Source organism: Mucilaginibacter gracilis (genome assembly GCF_003633615.1).
GTDB classification, from domain to species: Bacteria; Bacteroidota; Bacteroidia; order Sphingobacteriales; family Sphingobacteriaceae; genus Mucilaginibacter; species Mucilaginibacter gracilis.
In genome coordinates this window covers 2,128,639-2,149,010 of the sequence record NZ_RBKU01000001.1, presented here as the reverse complement: position 1 = coordinate 2,149,010, position 20,372 = coordinate 2,128,639, and the positions used below count along the sequence as shown (strand labels likewise).

Genomic DNA, 20,372 nt, shown 5'->3' with positions numbered 1-20,372 from the left:
TATCACCTCGTTTGCGGGTTGCAAAGGTAAGAATCTTTTTCATCTTTATCAAATGTTTTTTTTGATAAAAAATTTGTCTCCGTTTTTAACCTCTCTACATCTCTTCTGTAGCAACCGCTAAACTATTCTTTGTTAAACCTACACAGCATAAACTGCTTTAATTTAACTCCTTGCCTGCTTTTTTAAGAACTTTCCGCTATTTCGTTTGCGGGTTGCAAAGGTACTTACTTTTCTCAAACATGCAACCTATTTTGTCCTTATTTCTACTATTTAAACCAATCCATTCATTATCAATACTATTCATTTTTAAATTAATACACATCTACCATGCTCCCTGCCAACTAATTGCTGGGAAACTAATAAAATGCATGACTTGTACACGTATTTCGGCCTGATAATGGGCTATTAAGTTCATAGGCCACTCTTGTATACTATATATACTGTATACCAAAGCTGGGCTATTGTGTAATTATGTAGCTATACCTATATAATGGGCTTTACGTTTAGTAGCTACCGGCTTATGTTGAGCATACTCTATATAGGTATACCCGCCTGTTTGATATACAGTATATATAGTGTACACCAAAGCTGGCTTGTGTGTAATTAATGCATATTTTTGTTGGGATGCTTTTAAGAGCACAGATTAATGTTGTTGCACTAATAGAGGTAAGTTTAACAACCTATATTATAGTATAACGCAAGACCGAGGGAAAGCCAGTTATAATAATGGCAGCAAGATGAACAAATAGCTGTGCTACATAAATCTCGGTGCTGCCTACAAATTGCAGTTTTTATGCCTTAGCGTTAAAAAATGTTAAATGCTAGTTTTGGCGAATTTTATGTAAAAAAACCCTTTTATATTGCACCGAAATAAATAATTGACTGATTTACATTATTGATATATCTTTGCAGGATGTTTAAAAAACAAAAAGCCCTTATTGGCAGCCTATTAATTGTGCTATTTATTGCTGTTGCAGGTTGCAAAAGCAAGTTTGAAAGACTTAAAGCCAGTAACGACAACGCTAAAAAATACCAGGAAGGTATTAAATACTACCATAAAAAAGATTTTGGCAAGGCGCTGGAATTGTTTGATGACCTGGTACAACGCTATCGCGGACAAAGTGACGCCGAAGAATTGTACTATTACTATGCGTATACCAATTACTATTTGAAAGATTTTACATCGGCCAGGTACCACTTTAAGGTTTTTGCCGATAGCTATCCTAATAGCAGCCGTACCGAGGAGTGCCGCTACATGTCGGCCTATTGCTACTATCTCGATTCGCCAAATTTTTCGCTCGATCAGGAAAATACGCAAAAGGCTATTGATGCCATGCAGTTATTTATCAATTTATACCCGAAGAGCGAACGCGTAGCCGAAGCAAGCAAACTGATACAAAATTTAAGGGATAAGCTTGAAACAAAATCATACAATAACTCCAAGCTTTATTTAACTATCGGCGATTATCAATCGGCGGTTATTGCATTCGGCAACTCGCTGCGCGATTATCCGGATACCAAATATGCCGAAGAAATGGAATATTTAACCGTTAAGGCACAATATTTGTATGCTAAAAACAGTTTTGAAGTAAAACAGGAAGATCGCTACAATACCGCTATTACTTATAGCCAGCAGTTTACCGAGAAATTTCCAACCAGCAAGTATTTAAAAGATGCTGAACAATTAAAAAAACAAAGCGAGCAGGGCATTATTGCCACAAGGCGCTATTTAGCCGAGGCGGCTACTAACGAACGTTTGTACAAAAAGATACAAGCCGAAAAGTACAAATTATCGCCACAGGCACAACAAGATACTACTACAAAAAAGAAGTAATAAAGTAAAATCCCAATAGAAATGACAAACGTTACCAACAAGCCAACTGTGGCAAGCAGCACCATAACCCGCGATTTGCGTGAACTGGATGTGCAAACTGATAATATTTACGAATCGATCGTAATTATGGCCAAAAGAGCTAACCAGATATCAAACAACGTTAAGGAAGAGTTACACCAAAAACTTTCGGAATTTGCTTCATCTAACGACAACCTGGAAGAGATTTTTGAAAACCGCGAGCAGATTGAAATATCTAAACACTACGAAAGATTGCCTAAAGCATCATTAGTAGCCGTTCAGGAGTTTTTAGAGAACAAGGTTTACTACCGTAACCCTGCTAAAGAGCAACAATAAACCTTATAATTAAGGTTTGTTAACCCAAAAACCCGGCTGCTTTGTAACAAGCTACCGGGTTTTTTGTTAATTACATAAGTACCATTTGGCATACGGGGCAAACAAATGAGCCGCCAACTGCTTGTGATTTTGAAATAATAACCAGACGCCTCCGGTTATTACGGCAGGTTTTTTATACTTTTGAAGTGTGCGCTTACTTATAAAATACAAAATTCCTTTTTTTTTATTGCTGGCGGTAATATGCGGCACTTTGCTGGTTAACTCATGCAAAAAAGATAACAGCGACACCGTTGCCTATTTTTTAACCAACGGAACATGGCAATTAGCGGCAGTACAAACACAAACCTTTGTTGGCGATACGCTTAAAAGAACCGATACCCTAAATACTAATTGCGGCCTTAACCAACTTTTTAAGTTTAACAACAACAACTCCTGCACATACAGCAATTACCATTGTATTACCCAAAGTTCGGCAGGCACATGGCAATTAGCCTCTAACGATTTGATATTACAAACCACGCTGGCCGCACAGGATACTGCCAAAGGTGTTGTAGTTACAAAGCCTGCATCGGTGTTTACAAACGCTCAAATCATCAATTTGGGGCAGTATTCTTTTGTTTTACAAACCGGCGATACCAGCCCTTATTATACATCAAAAACAAGACGGGTAATTACGCGTTATGCCTTTGTACATTGTACAACTTGCAGTAATTAATAATATTAACAAAAATGCATATCTTAGAAATATCCATTTTTATATTTAACAAGTATATCTAAACACCAAACTACTTGAAAAAACGTATCGCTATTTTTGCTTCCGGCTCTGGTTCAAATGCTCAAAAAATTATGGAGCATTTTAAAAACAACTCCGTTGCCGAAGTGGTGCTTATTTTAACCAATAACCCCGAAGCTTACGTTTTGCAGCGTGCCGATAACTTTGAAATCCCGTCGCATCTTTTTGATAAACAAGAGTTTTACCATAGTGATGATGTTATACGCCTGCTAAAAAACCTACAAATTGACCTTATTGTACTGGCCGGCTTTTTATGGCTCATACCACAATCGTTACTACAGGCATTTCCCAATAAAATAATTAATATCCACCCGTCATTACTGCCAAAATACGGCGGTAAGGGCATGTATGGCGATAGGGTTCATAAAGCTATATTGGCTGCAAAGGAAGAAGAATCGGGCATTACCATTCATTTTGTGAACGAGCATTTTGACGAAGGGGAGATGATACACCAATCCAAGTTTAAAATAGAACCCGACGACGACCTGGAAATGATAAAATTTAAGGGACAACAATTGGAGCACACTCATTTTGCCAAGGTTATAGAAAACCTGCTCAAAAAAATGAAGTCGTAATACAAGCTACCACGTTTTTATATTCATGAAACGAATTGGACTTACAGACGGTATGAATTTGCCACCCGTTAATACAATTTGACCTAACAATTACTTGTTCACTTCACCAATACTAAATCAACTTGTTCGAGGGTGCTTTGCCTGGTTTTGGCATTTAAAAAAGCAGGTTTTAGGCGTGTTATCCAATACCTTTCAAAAGTTTTAACAGGACTTATTTGCCAGCCTTTTGTTTTTAAAAATGCTATATTGTTAGGGTATGCATACATTAAAAAGGGTTTAGCCGGCAAGGTACCGGTTCCGTTTTCGTCAACGGTGTAAAGTGGCTGGTTAAGGTAAAACTCCAACGGGTAGCCATAATCATTTACATGGATGCATTGTACAACAGGCAATTTTTCCGGATTATTTTGATTAATCCACACAGCAGCCTCACTGCCCGATTGATATTTTAGCAGAGCCGGATAAAATACCAGGTTTAAATACAGGTTAACTATAAAAGCGGCAAGCAAGGTACATATGGCAACTTTTTGGTACCCCAGCAGCGTAAGCCGCATGGGCAGTACAATTAGCAAAACAACCAGGCCAAGCAGCACAAAGCCTACCAACCAGTTAACAAAATTTGAGCGGAAAAAGTATTGCAAAACCACAACCAATGCTAATAGCAGTGCAACAATTACCGTTTGTACTACCTTAATAGCTTTTATGCTGCTGGCTTGTACCACACCTAATAAATATTGGGCTGTTATAATTGCATAAAATGGGAAAATGATATTGGTGTAAAACGGAAGCTGAAACTTTGATGCCGAAAACACCAAAAAGGTAAGCAAAAAACCGCTGATACAGTACCATTCGGCACCCTGCACATTTTTTGCATTACGCTTAAAAAACTGAAAAACTGCTGCGAATAACAGTAATGACCAGGGTAAAAAGGCCCACAACGTGGTATGGATAAAAAAGGTGATATCGCCATGGCCCTTTATGGGGCCGGTATTAAAAAAGCGGCCAAACTGACTATCCCAAAAAAAGAATCGGATGCCCGATACATTATGATGACCAAAAACCACTTTTTCGGGATGCAAATCAAATTGTTCGCGCAAGCAATATAATTCGGGCAGGATGAAAATTAATATGAGTGCTGCCGCCAACAACCATTTCCAGCTAAACAGCTGTTTCCATTGTTGCTTAATGATGAGTTCTCCGGCAATTGCCCCACAAATTGGAATGAGGGCAAACATGCCCTTTGTCATCAAAGCGCAGGCTGCAAACAGTGCGCCTATAACCAGGTGCAGTAAGCCATTGTTTATGTTTGCCTTATAAAAGTGATATACCGAAGCAATAATTAGCCCCGTTAAATACGGTTCGGCACGTACATCCTGGTTTGATATTACAATATGCTGGGCAGTTAACAATATTAATACCGCCCATAAAGCTACTTCGCTGTTATATAAATTTTGGGCAAGTAAATAGGTGTAACGCGCACCCATCATCAAAAACAAAATGGCCGGCAGTTTATAAGCCCAGGTTGTAAAACCGAAACATTTAAATGACAAAGCAGCCATCCAGAACGGAAAATGCGGCTTATCAAGCCAGTCTCGGCCTTCGGCAAATAAGTCGATGTAATTATTGCGCATTACCATACTTTTGGCAATACCGGCATACAAAGCACCGTCGGGCGCAATGATGGGAACAAACAGTCCGCTAAAGTTTAATAAAACCGCCAATCCAACAAAAGCGTATAACCATTTATTAGTATTGGCCGTATTAGTTTTATCCATGTGATGTAAAGCGCTAATTTTAGCAATGGTAAAGATAACCACATTTTGCTTACGCTGCTAAAGCACCGCCAATAATCAAATTAACGATTTTGAAATATCTTGATTTATTAATTGTAAAAAGTTTTACATTCATATCGTACTATTACCTTAAAAAATTGCTGTTAAGTTTACTTTTATGCCCGACTTTAGAAAATTGTACTTTAATAATGATTCATCGGTAGCAAAGGGGCCTTTTTACATTAAGTACGGGGTGCCGCTATTGCTTACCGTATTAGTAACCATTATTAAAATAGAGTTTATTAACTATGTAGGGTATCAAACACCTTTTTTGCTATATTTTGGCATTGTAATTATTGCCTCCCGGTATTTTGGTAGGGGCCCGGCAATTGGGGTTACGCTACTATCGGGCGTGTTGGCTAATGTATTTTTTATTGTTCCGTATAACGCCTTCAGCCCTAACCCCGAAGCTATTGCTCAGCTTTTACTATTTGTAATAGAATGCGGTTTATTAATAGTGTTAAGCAACGCCTTAACAAAGGCCTTTACACTTAATAGCGAAAAAGACCTCCGCTTTAGAGCTCTGGTTGAACAAAGCTCCGAAGGCATCATCACCATTAATGCCGGAGGCCACATTACCTACTGCAGCCCATCGGTACAAAAAATTATAGGTTATACCGACGAAGAATTTATCAACCTACCCTCGTGGCAACTACTTCACCCTAACGAAGCCTTGGAAATAAAGGAGCAATTTTATCGCTTTGCGGCACACCCGGGTAAGCATATTACGATGCAACACCGAATGAAACACAAAAACGGCCACTGGATATGGATTGAAAGTAAAATGACAAACCTATTGGGCGAGCGTCCTATCAACGCGATTATTGCTAATTTTACAGATATAAACAGCCGTATTACAGACGATAAAATTCGCGAAGATTTTATCAGCATCGCGTCTCACGAACTTAAAACGCCCTTAACCAGCTTAAAGGCCTACACCCAGGTGCTACAAAGCCGCTTTAAGGATGGCACCGACCAAACATCGTTGAGCATTATTAATAAAATTGAAATGCAGGTAAGCAAGGTTATACAAATGGTTACCAACCTGCTGGATGTTACCAGCCTGCAGCAAAAAAAGTTGGTGCTCAACGTCAGGCCGTTTGAATTTAACATGCTTGTTACCGAAATTGTTGATTCATTACAGCAAACCACTAAAAAACATGTAATAAGCACTAACCTTAATGACAATGCCAGTGTTTTGGGCGATAGGGAACGCATAAGCCAGGTTATAATCAATTTAATATCAAACGCTATAAAGTATTCGCCCGATGCCGACGAGATCAATGTATCATCTCAAGTTGAAGGCGATAAAATTAAAGTGATGGTACATGATAAAGGCATTGGAATTCCGCAAAAAGAAATCGATAAAATTTTTGCAAGGTTTTATCGCGCTGACGGAGAATCGCGAAAAAATTTCCAGGGACTTGGTTTAGGATTGTTTATTTGTGCGCAGATAATTGAACTGCACAACGGCAAAATAGGTGTTGAAAGCACTGAGAACCAGGGCTCAACTTTTTGGTTTAGCTTACCCTTAAAAAGCCAATAGGGTGCGGTTAGGAGTATTCATAAAACAAAAAAGCACCCGCTTTAGGCGGATGCTCAACGATTTTTATGATGATATGTAATTAAACAACTTTCACATTTACCGCATTCAGGCCTTTTTTGCCTTTTTCTACTTCGTATTCTACCGAATCATTTTCACGGATCGGGTCGATTAAACCTGTAGAATGAACAAAAATTTCGCTATCGCCATTGCTTGGTACGATGAATCCAAAACCTTTTGTTCCATTGAAGAATTTTACTGTTCCACTTTGCATTGTATTGTATTTTTAATGTTTTAATAAGTGCGCAAGCTAACACTATTAATTGACATTCACTAATTTATAAATTTGCGCGTGAGTAAAACAATTTAAAACTGGTATACAACTGCGTTAATATTCATGCCGGCACCAACCGATGCAAACACAACTTTATCACCTTTATTAATTTGATGACCAGGCATTTTCGCTTTCAAAACAAGATCTAATAACGTAGGTACGGTTGCTACAGAGCTGTTTCCAAGCTTTGATATAGTCATGGGCATAATGCCATAAATATCGTTGCACTCCATATCATATAATTTAAACACACGCTGTAAAATAGCATGGTCCATTTTATCATTAGCCTGGTGAATAAGCACTTTTTTTATTTCCGCAAGGTGTACCCCTGCTTTTTCTAAAGCCATTTTCACTACCAGTGGTACGTTGCTTAAAGCAAATTCGTACAGTTTACGCCCGTTCATGGTTAAAAACAAATCGTTTTTTTCGCCGCCGCAATCGTAAACAGGGTTATGCATGGTTAGCAGCATAGCATGTTCTATGGAGTGTGTTTGGGTTTTGTGTGCCAATATTCCTTCGGCTGCACCGCTTGCTGCTTCAAGTATTACGGCTCCGCCCCCATCGCTGTAAAGCATAGTGTCGCGGTCGTGCGGGTCAACCACGCGTGATAGTGTTTCGGCACCAATTACAAGGCAACGTTTGGCATCGCCCGAACGGATAAAATATTCGGCCTGTATAACGCCTTGTAACCAACCGGGGCAACCAAAAGGCAAATCGTAAGCTACACAATCAGGATTTCTAATTCCCAGCAAATGCTTAATTCGCGAGCCTAACGACGGTACCATATCGCTGCGGTTGCTGCCGTGGGCCACATCGCCAAAGTTGTGGGCAACAATAATGTAATCCAATGTTTCGGCATCAATGCCCGAACTATCAAGCGCATCCTTAGCGGCCAGATAACCAAGCGTTGATGCTTTTTGATCGGGCAGTGCATAGCGGCGCTCTTCAATGCCAGCTATCTCCCTAAACTTTTCTATAACTGTTGCATTGTCCTTAACAATCGGGGTTCCGTCTTTCTCTAAAAAACGGCTATTCAAAAAATCGGCATTCGTAATTACAACTTCAGGAATATAACTTCCGGTTGCGGCTATTACGGTTTTAATGGTATTATTCATGTATTAATACAACAAATTTAATTATCAGGAATGGCGTTTTTGAATAACAAGTAACCAGATTTATAAGGTTAAAACTAATTGGCTTAAATAAAACACGCACATCATTAATTAAATAAACGTAAGCATAAAATATGGTATTTTAAAGAATAAATGAATAATTTAACATTAAAACCAGAATGGTATACGGTATTATAAAGCCAAAAAAAAGGCCTAAACGCGCCTTTTGGGGCCATAAACCAAGTATGCTAACAAGCCTGCCAGGGGCGCAAAAACAATAACCGCCGACCAAAATATTTTTACCGGCATAAAAATATCGTTACGCCTTGCCAAGCTAACCAGGGCAATAACCAATACCGCCACCCATACTAAAACCGCAACAAAAAATATATTAAGCAGCACAGACGAAAAACTGGTTTCCATTACTAATGTTTAACTTTTATACAGCTATTACCATGCCATAATTAGGCATAAAACAATACCCACCGATGCCAATCATTTAATTTTGTATTAATTTATAATTTAACGATAACCTAATGGTTACATCATTGCGCATTGGCAAAATTGCATTATCATTTTAATTACAAAGTAACTTGGCAACAAATGCGTAATTTAACGCCCTTAAATATTTATGTTACAGCGTACACTATCCAAATCATTTAAACACCACCCTGTACAGTCAACTATGTATGCCGTATATATTGGGTTTTGGTTGTTTTTGTGCTATTTAAAATACTATTACTTTGTTTTGGGCGACGGAGAAACCATACAGGCTATTGTATTTTATTGGTTTATGGTGGTGTGTATACCATACCTTACAGTAAACATTATTTTATCGTACCAAATACAAAAGCAAAACAGGTTTTATAAGCGCATGGCCACACTTATATTTATACCCATGGGCCTTGTTTTATTAGTTTTGGTTCAACACGCCATTATAGAATATTATAACATGGGCGTTTAACATTATTGATGACCATGTAACCACCCGGTTACAAAAACAAACCTTCAATTATTTTAATAAAACTTTTGTTGCTCCGTAGCCAAATTTTTCTTTACGGGCATCCATAAAAGTTTGCACCTGGGGGTGCTTGCCAACAATTTTGTGTAACTCGTTTTTAAGGGTGCCGTTGCCAACGCCATGTATAAATGTAATGGATGGTTGTTTGTGTACAATAGCAGCATCAAGCGCCTTGCGGAAAGCCGTTAGCTGGATATTCAACATTTCGGCATTACTTAAAAACTGGTAATCGTCGCGCAGTTTTTCAATATGCAGGTCTATTTCGTGTACGGGTTTTTCAATCTCGTGTTTTTCTTCGGCGGGTTTAAAAAAGCTTTCCTTTAGTTTTTCGGCATTAATAACCAGTTCGGCTTCGTCTAAACGTATCAGCCAGGCCTGTTGTTTAATTAATGGTACAACCTTTTTGGTGCCCGAAAAATCTTTAGCCTTAAAGGTTTCTTTAATTATTAAGGGTTTACTTAATGCTATATTTTGCGTGGTGTAAAAAACTATCTGGAAATTAAATACCGGCCAAAGCTGAATATCCTGCAAAGGTGCCGAATATATTTTAACAGCCGCTTTTGGTGCAATAATGCCAGCGTATTCGCCTTTAAATTTATGTAGTTTCTCGGTAGTTAATGCGGCCAATAATTGGAACGAAGTTTCGTTAACCAGATAAAAATGTACTACCGAAGCTATGCGCTGGTCGGTGGCAACGGCCAGGTAAACGCCGCGCGTTTCAAACAACGAACTATCAACCCTTACCTCGTCAAAAGCCTGGCTCTCAACCGCGGTTGATTTATGGCCGTGCACAGTAGTTACTTTACTGGCTAAAACGGGTATCTCAAAATCATCCTCCCCGGTTACACCAATCATATTATCATCAATAATGGTGGTGATGTAACCTTCCATCTTCTCGTCAACAAACCGCACAAAATCGCCTAACTTAAATTTCATAATAGTATAAATTCAGGCGGCAAATTTACCTATAATTATTGGGAAGCTTGTTTTGCTTGCGCGATACTATTTGTTATCGTCATTAAACTTATTAATTGCCTTGTAGTAGTCTTTCTTTTTAAAGGCCTTCATGGCTTTGGGGTTGTCCTTAATAACTGTCAACAACGACGCCGAATCAACTTTTTGAATTGGCCCGTCGCCTACCTGAAAGGCGCGCAAGTACATGTTATTTAACTGCAACACTTCGGAGAGGTGTGAGTAAATGTTTATTTTACCCTTAGCAACCTTAAATAGCCAACAACTATCGGTCGAGATACCGTTTACATCAAATTTGTCAAGAAAGTTCACTTCCTCGCGGCTTATCTTTAAAGTTTGATCTGCATATATCCTTTTTTCTCTTTTCGGATCCGATCTTTTCAGGCTTTTATCCTTGTAGGCTAAATAACTTTTATGTGTTGTAGTGTCAACATATATTTTTGAAGTAATAATCATCACCGAATTATCCTTCATGGTAACTTTGTAGTCGTACTTGTTATTTGCCAGGTAGTCCATTCCATAATTCCAACGCATATTCATCATTCGCTGCATAGACATTTGTTGAAATTGCATAGCTTGAGCAGACATCATGCGGTTAAAATCGGGCCGGTAAGCAACGGGCACCTGTGCTTGAGCCAAAATCACTCGCGAAGTGATGAACAGGCTTAATAAAAATACAAAGTAAATTTTTTTCATTATGATAAGTTTAAGTAACGAATGTAGTTTTTGGATGTTAACTATTTGTTATCGCCGTTAAATTTTTCAATTGCTTTTAAATAATCCTTTTTTAAAAAGGGTTTCATCGCTTTTGGGTTGTCGGCAATCATTTGCTCAAGCAAGCGGGCATCAAAGTTTTTTATGGGGCCGTCGCCGGTTTGCAACGCCGTCAGGCTAAACGGCCCGGCACTTTCCGAAAGAAAAGAGTAGGCGTTTATCTTCCCACTTACAATTTTAAACAGCCAGCAACTATCGGTAGCCATCCCGGTAACGGCATCGCCCCGGTTTATTTTTTGGGTTTGATTGCAATATATTTTTTGCTTGCTTTCGGCGTCAAGCAGGTATGTTTTGTTGTTGACGCTATCTACATATATTTTAGATCGTATTGCCCGCACCGAATTATCCTTCATGGTTACTACAAAATTAAACTTGCTGTTTTTTAGGTTTTGCAAGCGGTATATCCAGTTAGCATTTTCCATCTCTTTATCTGCCGATTCCTTCGACTGCATTTTGCTGTAATCGCCTATATAAGTTGCGCCCACACCTGGCTGCGCGTAAACTTTGCCTACAGCCAGCACCAGTAAACCCAAGGTAATAAAACCAAATATTTTTTGCATGCTAATAAAATTGCTATTGCAAGGTAATATATTAGCCGCGAAATAGCGGTGATATTTATGGTAAAAACAGAAGCAACAGCATTAACAACCCAGTTAAATAACCAGGGCTTTATTATTATTAATGATGTTTACACCTATGGCCATGTTGAAGCTTTGCTTAATATAATTGATAATACTCCGCCAAATAAGGATACGTTCCGTAAAACAGCGGATTTGTTTGCCATAAGGCAATTTTTCAAAGCGGTACCCAAGGCCTTGCCGTTAATTTTTAATGACAAACTAAAAGCGATTATAAGCCAGCTATTTGGCGAAGGCTATTTTGTTACCAAGGCTATTTACTTTGATAAACCGCCTCAATCAAACTGGTTTGTGGCTTATCATCAGGATTTAACAATTTCGGTAGATCGCAAAGCCGAAATAGCCGGATTTAGCGCCTGGACAGTAAAGCAAAACCAGTTTGCGGTACAACCGCCATTGGCAATACTGCAAAATAACTTTACCATAAGAATACACCTTGACGATACCGACGAACACAATGGTGCCTTAAAAGTAGTTAAAGGCTCAAACCTTAAAGGCATTTATCGACCCGACGCTATTGATTGGGCCGCCGAAAGCGAAGAAATTTGCCAGGTAAACAAAGGCGGCGTTATGGTAATGAGCCCCTTGTTGTTACATGCCTCAAACAGGAGTACCAATAGTGAGCCAAGGCGTGTTATTCATATTGAGTTTAGTAACAGCGAACTGCCGCCACCAATTAATTGGGCCGAAAAATACAACTATCATGAAAACCATTAACATACTTGCCATATCGGGCAGTTTGAGGAAAATTGCTGATTTGCTAACGGTATAAACTTTTATCTTTGTTTATGCCCAATAGCCAACCGCCCGCAATAGGCAAATACATTGATCCTTTAGTTGACTTTGCCTTTAAAAAAATATTTGGTAGCGAGCCAAACAAAGATTTACTGATTGCCTTTTTAAACGAGGTATTTAGGGGGCGCAAACATATTGTTGATTTAGTATACAATAAAAATGAACACCCCGGCGATTTAAAAGACGAAGGTGCAGCCATATTTGACTTGCTTTGCACAGGAGATGGTGGTGAACATTTTTTAATTGAAGTACAAAGGGCAAAACAAGGGTATTTTAAAGAAAGGACTTTGTTTTATACATCGCGCCTTATTAGCAACCAAGCACCAAAGGGTAAACGGAGTGCCTGGGGCTATAACATATCCGAAGTATATTTGATTGCCCTGCTAGAAGACTTTACCCTTAACGAGGGCCGCACAAATACTTACCTACAGGATATTTGCCTGTGTAACAGAGATACAGGCGAAATATTTTACGACAAACTGGGTTATACTTATATTGAATTAATTAACTTTGTGAAAGCAGATACCGAACTGGAAACCGATTTAGACAGGTGGCTTTATGTAATTAAAAACATGAAGCGGATGGACAAAATCCCTACTTATCTTCGGAAACCAGTATTTGAAAAATTATTTAGTATTGCTGAATATACAAACCTGACAAAGGAAGAAAAGACGATGTACGATAGCAGTTTAAAATATAAATGGGATAACAAGAATGTGTTGGACTATGCCGTGAAGGAAGCCGATGCAAAAGCCCGTGAAGAAGAACGCTTGAAAGCATTAGAAGAAAAAAAGAATATTGCCCGTGAAATGAAAAAAGACGGATTGCCTGTGTCACAAATTTCGAAGTTCACTAAACTATCTGTTGAAGAAATAGAGAACCTTTAAGCATTTCAATATATTGCTGCCCATCTCCTGGTTAATTGTTTGCTGATGTGTAAAGACGAAAACTCCATTACATATTTTTTACCTTTGCAACATGCCAACTCAACAAGCCAACAACCCGCTGCATGGTAAAACCCTCGAAACAATTTTAACCCACCTGGTTGAATACCATGGTTGGGAACGTTTGGGTAAGGTTATCAACATCAATTGTTTTAATAACGACCCTAGCATAAAATCGAGCCTCAAATTTTTACGAAAAACAGATTGGGCCCGTAAAAAGGTGGAAGAGCTATATTTACAAATGCCTCAAAAATAACCTACCTCGTTATAGTTACCTCCCCTGATAAAGTACCACGCCCGTGCTTTGGGTTTATCTGTTTGTCATTTGTATAATTACAGTTGATATATTGGCGGGCAAAGCAAAGTTTGTTGCAGCCACTTAAACCGGTAAAACTAAGTGAGCCCGGTTGAATAACTCCGTATGGCCAAGCCATAGGTATAACTATATAGTAATGCACCAGCATTTAGGCTGTACCAGTGCCAAATGTAATGTTAACGATTGGGGCGCCTACACTTTGCGCGTAGGCTTTGCCACCACACAGTATAAACAGCAAAACAACACACCCAATAATAGTATAGTTTTCATACTTAAAATATTTAGGTAATTGTATATACATGTAAAAAAGTGGGTGTTAAACGTAATAATTAATTAACAATACAAATTACGTAACGCAAGATGAAATTAAAATGAAGGAAAGCCAACGGCCAATAACCCGAATAACTTATTCTGCCAATTTGACAAATAAACCGCTTTGGAACGGCCCTTGTTAATAGCCTAACAGTACAAAAATTTAAATTAAAAAACACAAATAGTTATGCAAGAAAAAGGAACGATCTCGATACATACCGAGAATATTTTCCCGATCATTAAAAAGTTTTTATACTCCGACCATGAGATTTTCCTGCGCGAGTTAGTTTCAAACGCTGTTGATGCCACCCAAAAAATAAAACGCCTGGCATCGTTAGGCCAATACAACGGTACACTTGGCGAGTTGCAGGTTGAAGTTGCTTTTGATGAAGCGGCAAAAACAATTACCATATCCGACAATGGTTTGGGTATGACTGCCGACGAGATTAAGAAATACATTAACCAGATTGCCTTCTCGGGAGCAACCGAGTTTATGGAGAAGTTTAAGGATGCCAAAGATGCTAACGAGATTATTGGCCGCTTTGGACTTGGCTTTTACTCTGCCTTTATGGTTGCCGATCAGGTTGAGATACAAACCCTTTCATACCAGGACGGTGCTGAACCGGCCCGCTGGATATGCGACGGCAGCACCGAATTTGAAATTAGCGAAGGCAACCGCACCACCCGCGGCACCGACATTATATTACACATTAACGCCGATGGTGAAGAGTTTTTAGACCGGGGACGCATACAAACCATACTTGATAAGTATTGCAAATTTTTGCCTGTACGTATTAAATTTGGCACCAATACCGACAGGGAACCCGATGGCGAAGATGCTGAAGGCAAAGCAAAATATATTGAGGTTGAAACTGATAACATCATCAACAACACCAGCCCCATCTGGACCAAGGCTCCTGCCGACCTGAAGGATGAAGATTACCTTGATTTTTACAAAGAGTTATATCCTTTCTCGGAAGACCCGCTATTTTGGATACACCTTAATGTTGATTATCCGTTTAACCTTACCGGCGTATTGTATTTCCCTAAGGTGAAAAACGATTTTGAGATACAAAAAAACAAGATCAAATTATTTTCGCGCCAGGTATTTATTACCGATGAGGTTAAAGACATTGTTCCCGAATTTTTGATGTTGCTTCACGGTGTTATTGATTCGCCGGATATTCCGTTGAACGTATCACGTAGCTTTTTACAGGCCGATGGTAACGTTAAAAAGATTAACAACTACATCACCAAAAAAGTAGCTGATAAACTAAGCGAACTATTTAAAAGCGACCGCAAAGCCTACGAAGAAAAGTGGGAGGATATTGGCCTGTTTGTTAAATACGGTATGATAAGCGAAGAAAAGTTTTATGATAAAGCTAAAGACTTTGCCTTGTTAACCAACACCAAAAAAGAGTTTTTTACTTTAGATGAATACAAAACCAAGGTAGCACCAAACCAAACCGATAAAGACGGCACTACAGTTTACCTTTACACTAACGACCCGGCTAAACAGGATACCTTTATCCAATCGGCCAATAAAAAGGATTACGATGTGTTGTTGATGAATTCGCCTATCGATAATCACTTTGTAGCACAGTTAGAGCAAAAACTGGAAAAAACTACGGTAAAACGTGTTGATGCCGATGTTGTTGACAAGCTGATTAAAAAGGAAGATGCACCGGCACACGTGTTAACCGAAGAGCAATCAACCAAAGTTAAAGCCATATTTGATAAAGCCGTAGCCAAAGCCAACTTTAAGGTTGAAATTGAAAGCCTTAACCCCGATGAGTTACCGGTAACCGTAACTATGGACGAGTTTATGCGCCGCATGAAAGATATGGCTGCAATGGGTGGCGGTATGAGTTTTTACGGCTCGATGCCCGACAACTACAAGGTATCGATAAACGGTAACCACAAATTAATAAGCCGTATAGCACAAGCCGAAACCGAAGAAGAGCAAACCCAATTAGCTAAACAAGCGTTTGATTTAGCCCTGCTTTCGCAAGGTATGTTAACCGGCCCCGAGTTAACAGAGTTTGTTAACAGAAGCGTTAGTTTGATATAAAAGTTTCAGATTTTAGTTTGAGAAAGGCTGTTCCGGAAGGAATGGCCTTTTTTAGTTAGAAGTTAAAGTCCTTTTAATAACTCCTGAAGTTCTTTATCTGTCAGATTCTCCTTTTCGGATTTATCATAAATTGAGATCAGGTAAACTGATTGGTCGTTAACTACAATATGAGTAATAACCCTTGCGCCGCCTGATTTGCCCTTTTGCTTAGATGCGATAGCCAACCTAATTTTGTAGCACCCGCTACCGATATAGTTGCCCTGCTCGGGGTTTTCCTTTAAATCTTGAATTAAAGTATTTAGCTCCTTCTTAAGCGAAATGTATTTCTTTAGAAGCCGCCTCGCTTGCCTTTCAAAAACGGCAATAGTTTTAACATTATAGCTCATTCAAAAAATCGTCTGCATTGCGCGCTTCCTTTTTGCCTGCTTTAATTAATTTCATTTCCTCTACAGCCTCTTTCATTTCTTTCATTAATAATGCTTTAGATTCTGTTAGTTCCTGAGCCTTAACAAAAGGCAGGCTATCCAACAACTCCATAACAAAAGAAGCTTTACTATCCTTTATGTCTAACAGCACTTTCATGATTTCCTATTTTATTCAAATTTAATAATTCCAAATCATATTTTATCATTACCAGTGCGTTTCAATAATAGACCGAACACTATTGCGAGTAGCGCCAATAATTAGTGTTACCAACTCGTTATTATTAAAAAGTTTCATTCACCAAATATTGTGTTATAAAGATGGCGAATTAAACCAGATACTACAAGAGTTAGCACAAGAGGAAAAGAGCAACAATTAGGTAGGATTGAGTTAAATCTTATAATATTGACCGCTGATTGCGGCTGTCAATAATGAAAAAAGCCTTCCGATTTAATTTCGAAAGGCTTTTTGTTTTTAACGGTTAAAGTTCTTTTGGCCCTGGCCTCCCGAACGTTTGAATCCGCCACCACCAGCGGCTCCGCCGGTTCTTGGTTTATCATCCGCCTCAGCTACAGAAATTCTGCGGCCATAGTAGTCGGCTCCGTCCATATTACTTATAGCTTCTTTAGCCTCGTCATCGTTTGTCATTTCAACAAAACCAAAGCCTTTGCTTTGTCCGGTTTCGCGGTCTTTAACTATCCTTAGTGATTTTACATGCCCAAAATCACCGAAAACGGCAGTTAGTTCTTCTTCCCCAACCTGGAATGGTAGTCCTGCAATAAATATCTTCATTAAAATTTAAAAGTTTTAACAAAGGTAAGCATTACAAGCGGGCCAATTGTAATTGTAGTGTTATTATCGGTAACAATATTGTGAGTAACAAGCTTTAACAAATCAAAATAAACCAATTTGGCCGGTATCGTCAATATCCAAATCATCCGGATTAGTTATTTCCAAATCTATCTTTTTTGCAGGCTTGCTTTCACGCCCGCTATCATCGCCGGTAATTTCCTTTTCGGCTTCGTCATCGGCCTTTTCGGCGGCTACTACTTCGCTAAGCGGAGTTTCGGCTACGGGGTCGGGCACGTCTTCTTCATCGTCGTGCTCGGCAATCAGTTCAATCGTTTTAACATCATGCGGTGATAGGCGGTTGCCCTGCGCCTTCATTCCCTTTACATCAATAGCATCGGCCAGGTTTATTTCTATGGTTTCGGGTATCAGGGTTTTACCTTTAAGCAAATCAACCTTAACAATGGGTTGCGCCGCTGCCGATATGAGATAAAGTTTTGATCCGTTCTCGTCGCTTATTACACTGGTTTGCTTGCCAATGGCCACATGCTCAAACAAAAAGCGTTTTACGTAGTAGTTTTTTGATTTCCCTTCGTAATGAATAACCGTATAAACCTTTTCGGGATTATACTTTTCAATCAAAATCATCTTATCATCAAAGTGATTGCTTAGCTCAAAGCTGGTAAGCTCGTAAACACCTGTATTTAAAACAGTCAATATTTTATCGTCGCCATCAAACTCGCCCAAATATTTGCCGCGACCATCAACATTAAGGCGTTTCAAAATATCGTCATACCATATTTTACGCCCCGATAAGGTTGAGATACCCTTTGATTTCAATGTGATTTTTTTAACCGGATACTTAGTAATAATATTACCCATAGACGAACGGCCTTTTATGGCTAATTCGGCAAAGTCCTGGTCAAATTGTAGTTTCTTTAATTTAGAGTGCGGTTTAAGCTGTATATTAACTATCTCGGCTTCGCCGTTAGGGTTGGCGCTAAAGTATAATATGCGCGAACCTTTGCCGCCTTTGGTTAAATCGTATTCCTTATCGCGCGTAACGCCCAAAACCGAAAAACGTTTAACATACGATGTACCGGTAGCACCGTCTTTGTAGATGAGGTTATAAACGGTGCGCTCGTCGTTCTTTTTAAATACCGCTACGTGTATAATATCTTTTCCAACAAAAGTTTTATCCTGCACCTTGGTTACCAAACATTTGCCGTCTTCGCGAAAAACGATGATCTCGTCCAGATCCGAGCAATCGCACACGAACTGTACCGACTCATCCTTTTTAAGGCTCGTGCCTATAAAGCCATCGTTACGGTTAACGTATAGTTTGGCGTTAGCCAACGCCACCTGCGATGCTTCAACCCTATCAAACGTACGCAACTCGGTTTTACGCTCGCGGCCCTTGCTGTATTTATCTTTCAGTTTTTGAAACCAGGCAATGGCATAATCATTAAGGTGCTTTAAATGATGGGTTACCTCTTTAATTTCATTTTCGAGGGTCTTCATCTGCTCATCGGCCTTTTTAACGTCAAAGCGTGTAATGCTGCTCATTGGTTTATCAATAAGCTTTTTGTAATCTTCGGCTACAATAACACGGTAAAATTGAGCAAAAAAAGGCTCAAATAACTTATTCAATACCTCAACAACACCCTCAAAATTGGCCGACGTTTCGTAGGCCGGGTTTTTATACATGCCTTGTTGTATAAAAATTTTGAGCAGGGTGCTAAAAAATATCTTTTCTTTCAGCTCATTTAAACGTATCTCTAACTCTTGTTTTAATAAACCTTTGGTGTGATGCGTGCTTTCGGTAAGCATATCGTTCACGCTCATAAAGCGCGGCTTATCATCATGGATGATACAGGTATTGGGGGATACTGATATTTCGCAATCTGTAAAGGCATACAAGGCATCAATAGTTACATCGGGCGATATGCCGGGTGCCAGGTTAATCAATATCTCTACATTTTTAGAGGTATGGTCAACTATGCTTTTGATCTTGATTTTACCTTTATCGTTAGCCGCCACCACGCTTTCCATCAGGCTGCCGGTTGTGGTGCTAAAAGGCACTTCGGTAATTACCAGTGTTTTTTTATCGCGCTCGGCTATACGTGCCCTTACCCTTACTTTGCCACCACGTTGCCCCTCGTTGTAGTTAGACGCATCGGCAAGGCCACCTGTAGGGAAATCGGGCATTAAATTAGGGCGCACACCGTTTAATACAGCTATTGATGCATCCAGCAGCTCGATAAAGTTATGCGGTAATATCTTGGTTGCTAAACCAACTGCAATACCTTCGGCTCCCTGCGCAAGCAGCAGCGGGAACTTAATGGGTAGTGTGATAGGCTCGCGGTTACGCCCATCATAGCTTGATTGCCATATGGTGGTATCGGCATTAAAAGCAACCTCGTTAGCAAATTTGGATAAGCGTGCCTCAATATAACGCGGTGCCGCTGCCGAATCGCCGGTTACCGGGTCGCCCCAGTTACCCTGGCAATCAATCATCAGGTTTTTTTGTCCTATCTGCACCATTGCATCACCAATAGAAGCATCCCCGTGCGGGTGATATTTCATGGTGTTACCTATCACATTGGCAGCCTTGTTAAAGCGCCCGTCGTCCATCTCTTTCAGCGAGTGAAGTATACGGCGCTGTACGGGCTTTAACCCATCGTAAATATGCGGAACTGCGCGGTCCAGAATTACGTATGATGCGTAGTCTAAAAACCAGTTTTCGTACAGGCCATCCAGTGAGGTTATGTTATGTAATTTTTCGCTATCCGGACTTTTTTCTTCGCTCATCAATTAAATAAAAAATGCTATTAATTGGTAAAGGTAAGGCTTAAAGCCCAAATTCTGAATTGAAAATTATAAACATATTGGCATTTTCACCATCCTCTCCTATAATCCTATCTCAGTAATCTACACCTAAAC

Annotated in this window: 22 protein-coding genes; 11 read left to right on the top strand and 11 right to left on the bottom strand. The window is 39.4% G+C overall.

The annotated features are described in order from the left end of the window. Positions 1-913: 913 nt before the first annotated feature. The 4 genes from BDD43_RS09295 (at position 914) to purN (ending at position 3,556) form a co-directional block, all read left to right on the top strand. Positions 914-1,834: an outer membrane protein assembly factor BamD gene (locus tag BDD43_RS09295; protein ID WP_121197423.1), complete on the top strand. Its 921-nt coding sequence runs from the start codon at positions 914-916 to the stop codon at positions 1,832-1,834. A 21-nt stretch (positions 1,835-1,855) separates the two neighbouring features. Then, positions 1,856-2,188 (top strand): DNA-directed RNA polymerase subunit omega, encoded by a 333-nt coding sequence (locus BDD43_RS09290; protein WP_121197422.1) that lies wholly within the window; start codon positions 1,856-1,858, stop codon positions 2,186-2,188. A 187-nt stretch (positions 2,189-2,375) separates the two neighbouring features. Beyond that, positions 2,376-2,903 (top strand): lipocalin family protein, encoded by a 528-nt coding sequence (locus BDD43_RS09280; RefSeq protein ID WP_147425597.1) that lies wholly within the window; start codon positions 2,376-2,378, stop codon positions 2,901-2,903. Positions 2,904-2,977: 74 nt separating this feature from the next. Next, on the top strand, positions 2,978-3,556 hold the full coding sequence (gene purN, locus BDD43_RS09275) for a phosphoribosylglycinamide formyltransferase (protein ID WP_121197419.1): 579 nt from the start codon (positions 2,978-2,980) through the stop codon (positions 3,554-3,556). Positions 3,557-3,654: 98 nt separating this feature from the next. On the opposite strand, the gene BDD43_RS09270 is transcribed toward purN, so the two are convergent. Next, positions 3,655-5,328: an ArnT family glycosyltransferase gene (locus BDD43_RS09270; protein WP_121197418.1), complete on the bottom strand. Its 1,674-nt coding sequence runs from the start codon at positions 5,326-5,328 to the stop codon at positions 3,655-3,657. Between the two features lie 175 nt (positions 5,329-5,503). Between BDD43_RS09270 and BDD43_RS09265 the strand changes: the two genes are divergently transcribed. After that, entirely contained in the window at positions 5,504-6,931 is a 1,428-nt protein-coding gene (locus tag BDD43_RS09265; protein ID WP_121197417.1) for an ATP-binding protein, read from the top strand. Between the two features lie 79 nt (positions 6,932-7,010). Here the strand turns inward: BDD43_RS09265 and BDD43_RS09260 are convergent, their stop codons facing one another. The 3 genes from BDD43_RS09260 to BDD43_RS09250 form a co-directional block, all read right to left on the bottom strand. Further along, positions 7,011-7,202, bottom strand: coding sequence for a cold-shock protein (locus BDD43_RS09260; protein ID WP_121197416.1), 192 nt, complete (start codon positions 7,200-7,202; stop codon positions 7,011-7,013). 92 nt (positions 7,203-7,294) lie between these two features. Beyond that, positions 7,295-8,377: a 3-oxoacyl-ACP synthase III family protein gene (locus BDD43_RS09255; protein WP_121197415.1), complete on the bottom strand. Its 1,083-nt coding sequence runs from the start codon at positions 8,375-8,377 to the stop codon at positions 7,295-7,297. A gap of 210 nt (positions 8,378-8,587) precedes the next feature. Beyond that, positions 8,588-8,797 carry a PLDc N-terminal domain-containing protein gene (locus BDD43_RS09250; RefSeq protein WP_121197414.1) on the bottom strand — a complete coding sequence of 70 codons (210 nt, stop codon included), beginning with the start codon at positions 8,795-8,797 and terminating at the stop codon, positions 8,588-8,590. A gap of 208 nt (positions 8,798-9,005) precedes the next feature. On the opposite strand from BDD43_RS09250, the gene BDD43_RS09245 reads away from it, so the two are divergent. After that, the gene (locus BDD43_RS09245; protein WP_147425596.1) at positions 9,006-9,338 is read left to right on the top strand and encodes a hypothetical protein; all 333 of its coding nucleotides are present in this window, start codon (positions 9,006-9,008) and stop codon (positions 9,336-9,338) included. A 48-nt stretch (positions 9,339-9,386) separates the two neighbouring features. On the opposite strand, the gene BDD43_RS09240 is transcribed toward BDD43_RS09245, so the two are convergent. The 3 genes from BDD43_RS09240 to BDD43_RS09230 all read right to left on the bottom strand — a co-directional run bounded on the left by BDD43_RS09240 (position 9,387) and on the right by BDD43_RS09230 (position 11,701). Beyond that, on the bottom strand, positions 9,387-10,331 hold the full coding sequence (locus BDD43_RS09240; RefSeq protein ID WP_121197412.1) for a Smr/MutS family protein: 945 nt from the start codon (positions 10,329-10,331) through the stop codon (positions 9,387-9,389). Between the two features lie 66 nt (positions 10,332-10,397). Then, a complete protein-coding gene (locus BDD43_RS09235) occupies positions 10,398-11,063 on the bottom strand; it encodes a hypothetical protein (RefSeq protein ID WP_121197411.1) in 666 nt (221 codons plus the stop codon). Between the two features lie 41 nt (positions 11,064-11,104). Continuing rightward, complete coding sequence (locus BDD43_RS09230; protein WP_121197410.1) at positions 11,105-11,701, bottom strand: hypothetical protein; 597 nt, start codon at positions 11,699-11,701, stop codon at positions 11,105-11,107. 57 nt (positions 11,702-11,758) lie between these two features. On the opposite strand from BDD43_RS09230, the gene BDD43_RS09225 reads away from it, so the two are divergent. The 5 genes from BDD43_RS09225 (at position 11,759) to htpG (ending at position 16,217) form a co-directional block, all read left to right on the top strand. Continuing rightward, the gene (locus BDD43_RS09225; protein ID WP_121197409.1) at positions 11,759-12,496 is read left to right on the top strand and encodes a phytanoyl-CoA dioxygenase family protein; all 738 of its coding nucleotides are present in this window, start codon (positions 11,759-11,761) and stop codon (positions 12,494-12,496) included. 71 nt (positions 12,497-12,567) lie between these two features. Next, on the top strand, positions 12,568-13,461 hold the full coding sequence (locus tag BDD43_RS09220) for an Rpn family recombination-promoting nuclease/putative transposase (RefSeq protein WP_121197408.1): 894 nt from the start codon (positions 12,568-12,570) through the stop codon (positions 13,459-13,461). A 91-nt stretch (positions 13,462-13,552) separates the two neighbouring features. After that, complete coding sequence (locus tag BDD43_RS09215) at positions 13,553-13,774, top strand: VF530 family protein (RefSeq protein WP_121197407.1); 222 nt, start codon at positions 13,553-13,555, stop codon at positions 13,772-13,774. A gap of 196 nt (positions 13,775-13,970) precedes the next feature. Continuing rightward, positions 13,971-14,123, top strand: coding sequence for a hypothetical protein (locus BDD43_RS29960; protein WP_162847011.1), 153 nt, complete (start codon positions 13,971-13,973; stop codon positions 14,121-14,123). Between the two features lie 210 nt (positions 14,124-14,333). Next, entirely contained in the window at positions 14,334-16,217 is a 1,884-nt protein-coding gene (gene htpG, locus BDD43_RS09205; protein ID WP_121197405.1) for a molecular chaperone HtpG, read from the top strand. A 62-nt stretch (positions 16,218-16,279) separates the two neighbouring features. On the opposite strand, the gene BDD43_RS09200 is transcribed toward htpG, so the two are convergent. The 4 genes from BDD43_RS09200 to BDD43_RS09185 form a co-directional block, all read right to left on the bottom strand. After that, positions 16,280-16,603, bottom strand: a complete 324-nt coding sequence (locus tag BDD43_RS09200; protein ID WP_121197404.1) for a type II toxin-antitoxin system RelE/ParE family toxin — start codon at positions 16,601-16,603, stop codon at positions 16,280-16,282. Then, positions 16,593-16,799, bottom strand: a complete 207-nt coding sequence (locus BDD43_RS09195) for a hypothetical protein (protein WP_121197403.1) — start codon at positions 16,797-16,799, stop codon at positions 16,593-16,595. The genes BDD43_RS09200 and BDD43_RS09195 overlap by 11 nt, the downstream gene beginning before the upstream one ends. 315 nt (positions 16,800-17,114) lie before the next feature. Then, a complete protein-coding gene (locus BDD43_RS09190; protein ID WP_121197402.1) occupies positions 17,115-17,432 on the bottom strand; it encodes an RNA recognition motif domain-containing protein in 318 nt (105 codons plus the stop codon). 102 nt (positions 17,433-17,534) lie between these two features. After that, the gene (locus tag BDD43_RS09185) at positions 17,535-20,240 is read right to left on the bottom strand and encodes a DNA gyrase/topoisomerase IV subunit A (protein WP_121197401.1); all 2,706 of its coding nucleotides are present in this window, start codon (positions 20,238-20,240) and stop codon (positions 17,535-17,537) included. Positions 20,241-20,372 lie beyond the last annotated feature (132 nt).

Coding starts and splice junctions, on each gene's coding strand:
- BDD43_RS09235 (WP_121197411.1), bottom strand. CDS start 11,063: ATGAAAAAAATTTACTTTGTATTTTTATTAAGCCTGTTCATCACTTCG.
- BDD43_RS09200 (WP_121197404.1), bottom strand. CDS start 16,603: ATGAGCTATAATGTTAAAACTATTGCCGTTTTTGAAAGGCAAGCGAGG.
- BDD43_RS09270 (WP_121197418.1), bottom strand. CDS start 5,328: ATGGATAAAACTAATACGGCCAATACTAATAAATGGTTATACGCTTTT.
- BDD43_RS09185 (WP_121197401.1), bottom strand. CDS start 20,240: ATGAGCGAAGAAAAAAGTCCGGATAGCGAAAAATTACATAACATAACC.
- BDD43_RS09260 (WP_121197416.1), bottom strand. CDS start 7,202: ATGCAAAGTGGAACAGTAAAATTCTTCAATGGAACAAAAGGTTTTGGA.
- BDD43_RS09195 (WP_121197403.1), bottom strand. CDS start 16,799: ATGAAAGTGCTGTTAGACATAAAGGATAGTAAAGCTTCTTTTGTTATG.
- BDD43_RS29960 (WP_162847011.1), top strand. CDS start 13,971: ATGCACCAGCATTTAGGCTGTACCAGTGCCAAATGTAATGTTAACGAT.
- BDD43_RS09230 (WP_121197410.1), bottom strand. CDS start 11,701: ATGCAAAAAATATTTGGTTTTATTACCTTGGGTTTACTGGTGCTGGCT.
- BDD43_RS09250 (WP_121197414.1), bottom strand. CDS start 8,797: ATGGAAACCAGTTTTTCGTCTGTGCTGCTTAATATATTTTTTGTTGCG.
- BDD43_RS09225 (WP_121197409.1), top strand. CDS start 11,759: ATGGTAAAAACAGAAGCAACAGCATTAACAACCCAGTTAAATAACCAG.
- BDD43_RS09215 (WP_121197407.1), top strand. CDS start 13,553: ATGCCAACTCAACAAGCCAACAACCCGCTGCATGGTAAAACCCTCGAA.
- htpG (WP_121197405.1), top strand. CDS start 14,334: ATGCAAGAAAAAGGAACGATCTCGATACATACCGAGAATATTTTCCCG.
- BDD43_RS09255 (WP_121197415.1), bottom strand. CDS start 8,377: ATGAATAATACCATTAAAACCGTAATAGCCGCAACCGGAAGTTATATT.
- BDD43_RS09240 (WP_121197412.1), bottom strand. CDS start 10,331: ATGAAATTTAAGTTAGGCGATTTTGTGCGGTTTGTTGACGAGAAGATG.
- BDD43_RS09295 (WP_121197423.1), top strand. CDS start 914: ATGTTTAAAAAACAAAAAGCCCTTATTGGCAGCCTATTAATTGTGCTA.
- BDD43_RS09265 (WP_121197417.1), top strand. CDS start 5,504: ATGCCCGACTTTAGAAAATTGTACTTTAATAATGATTCATCGGTAGCA.
- BDD43_RS09190 (WP_121197402.1), bottom strand. CDS start 17,432: ATGAAGATATTTATTGCAGGACTACCATTCCAGGTTGGGGAAGAAGAA.
- BDD43_RS09220 (WP_121197408.1), top strand. CDS start 12,568: ATGCCCAATAGCCAACCGCCCGCAATAGGCAAATACATTGATCCTTTA.
- BDD43_RS09245 (WP_147425596.1), top strand. CDS start 9,006: ATGTTACAGCGTACACTATCCAAATCATTTAAACACCACCCTGTACAG.
- BDD43_RS09290 (WP_121197422.1), top strand. CDS start 1,856: ATGACAAACGTTACCAACAAGCCAACTGTGGCAAGCAGCACCATAACC.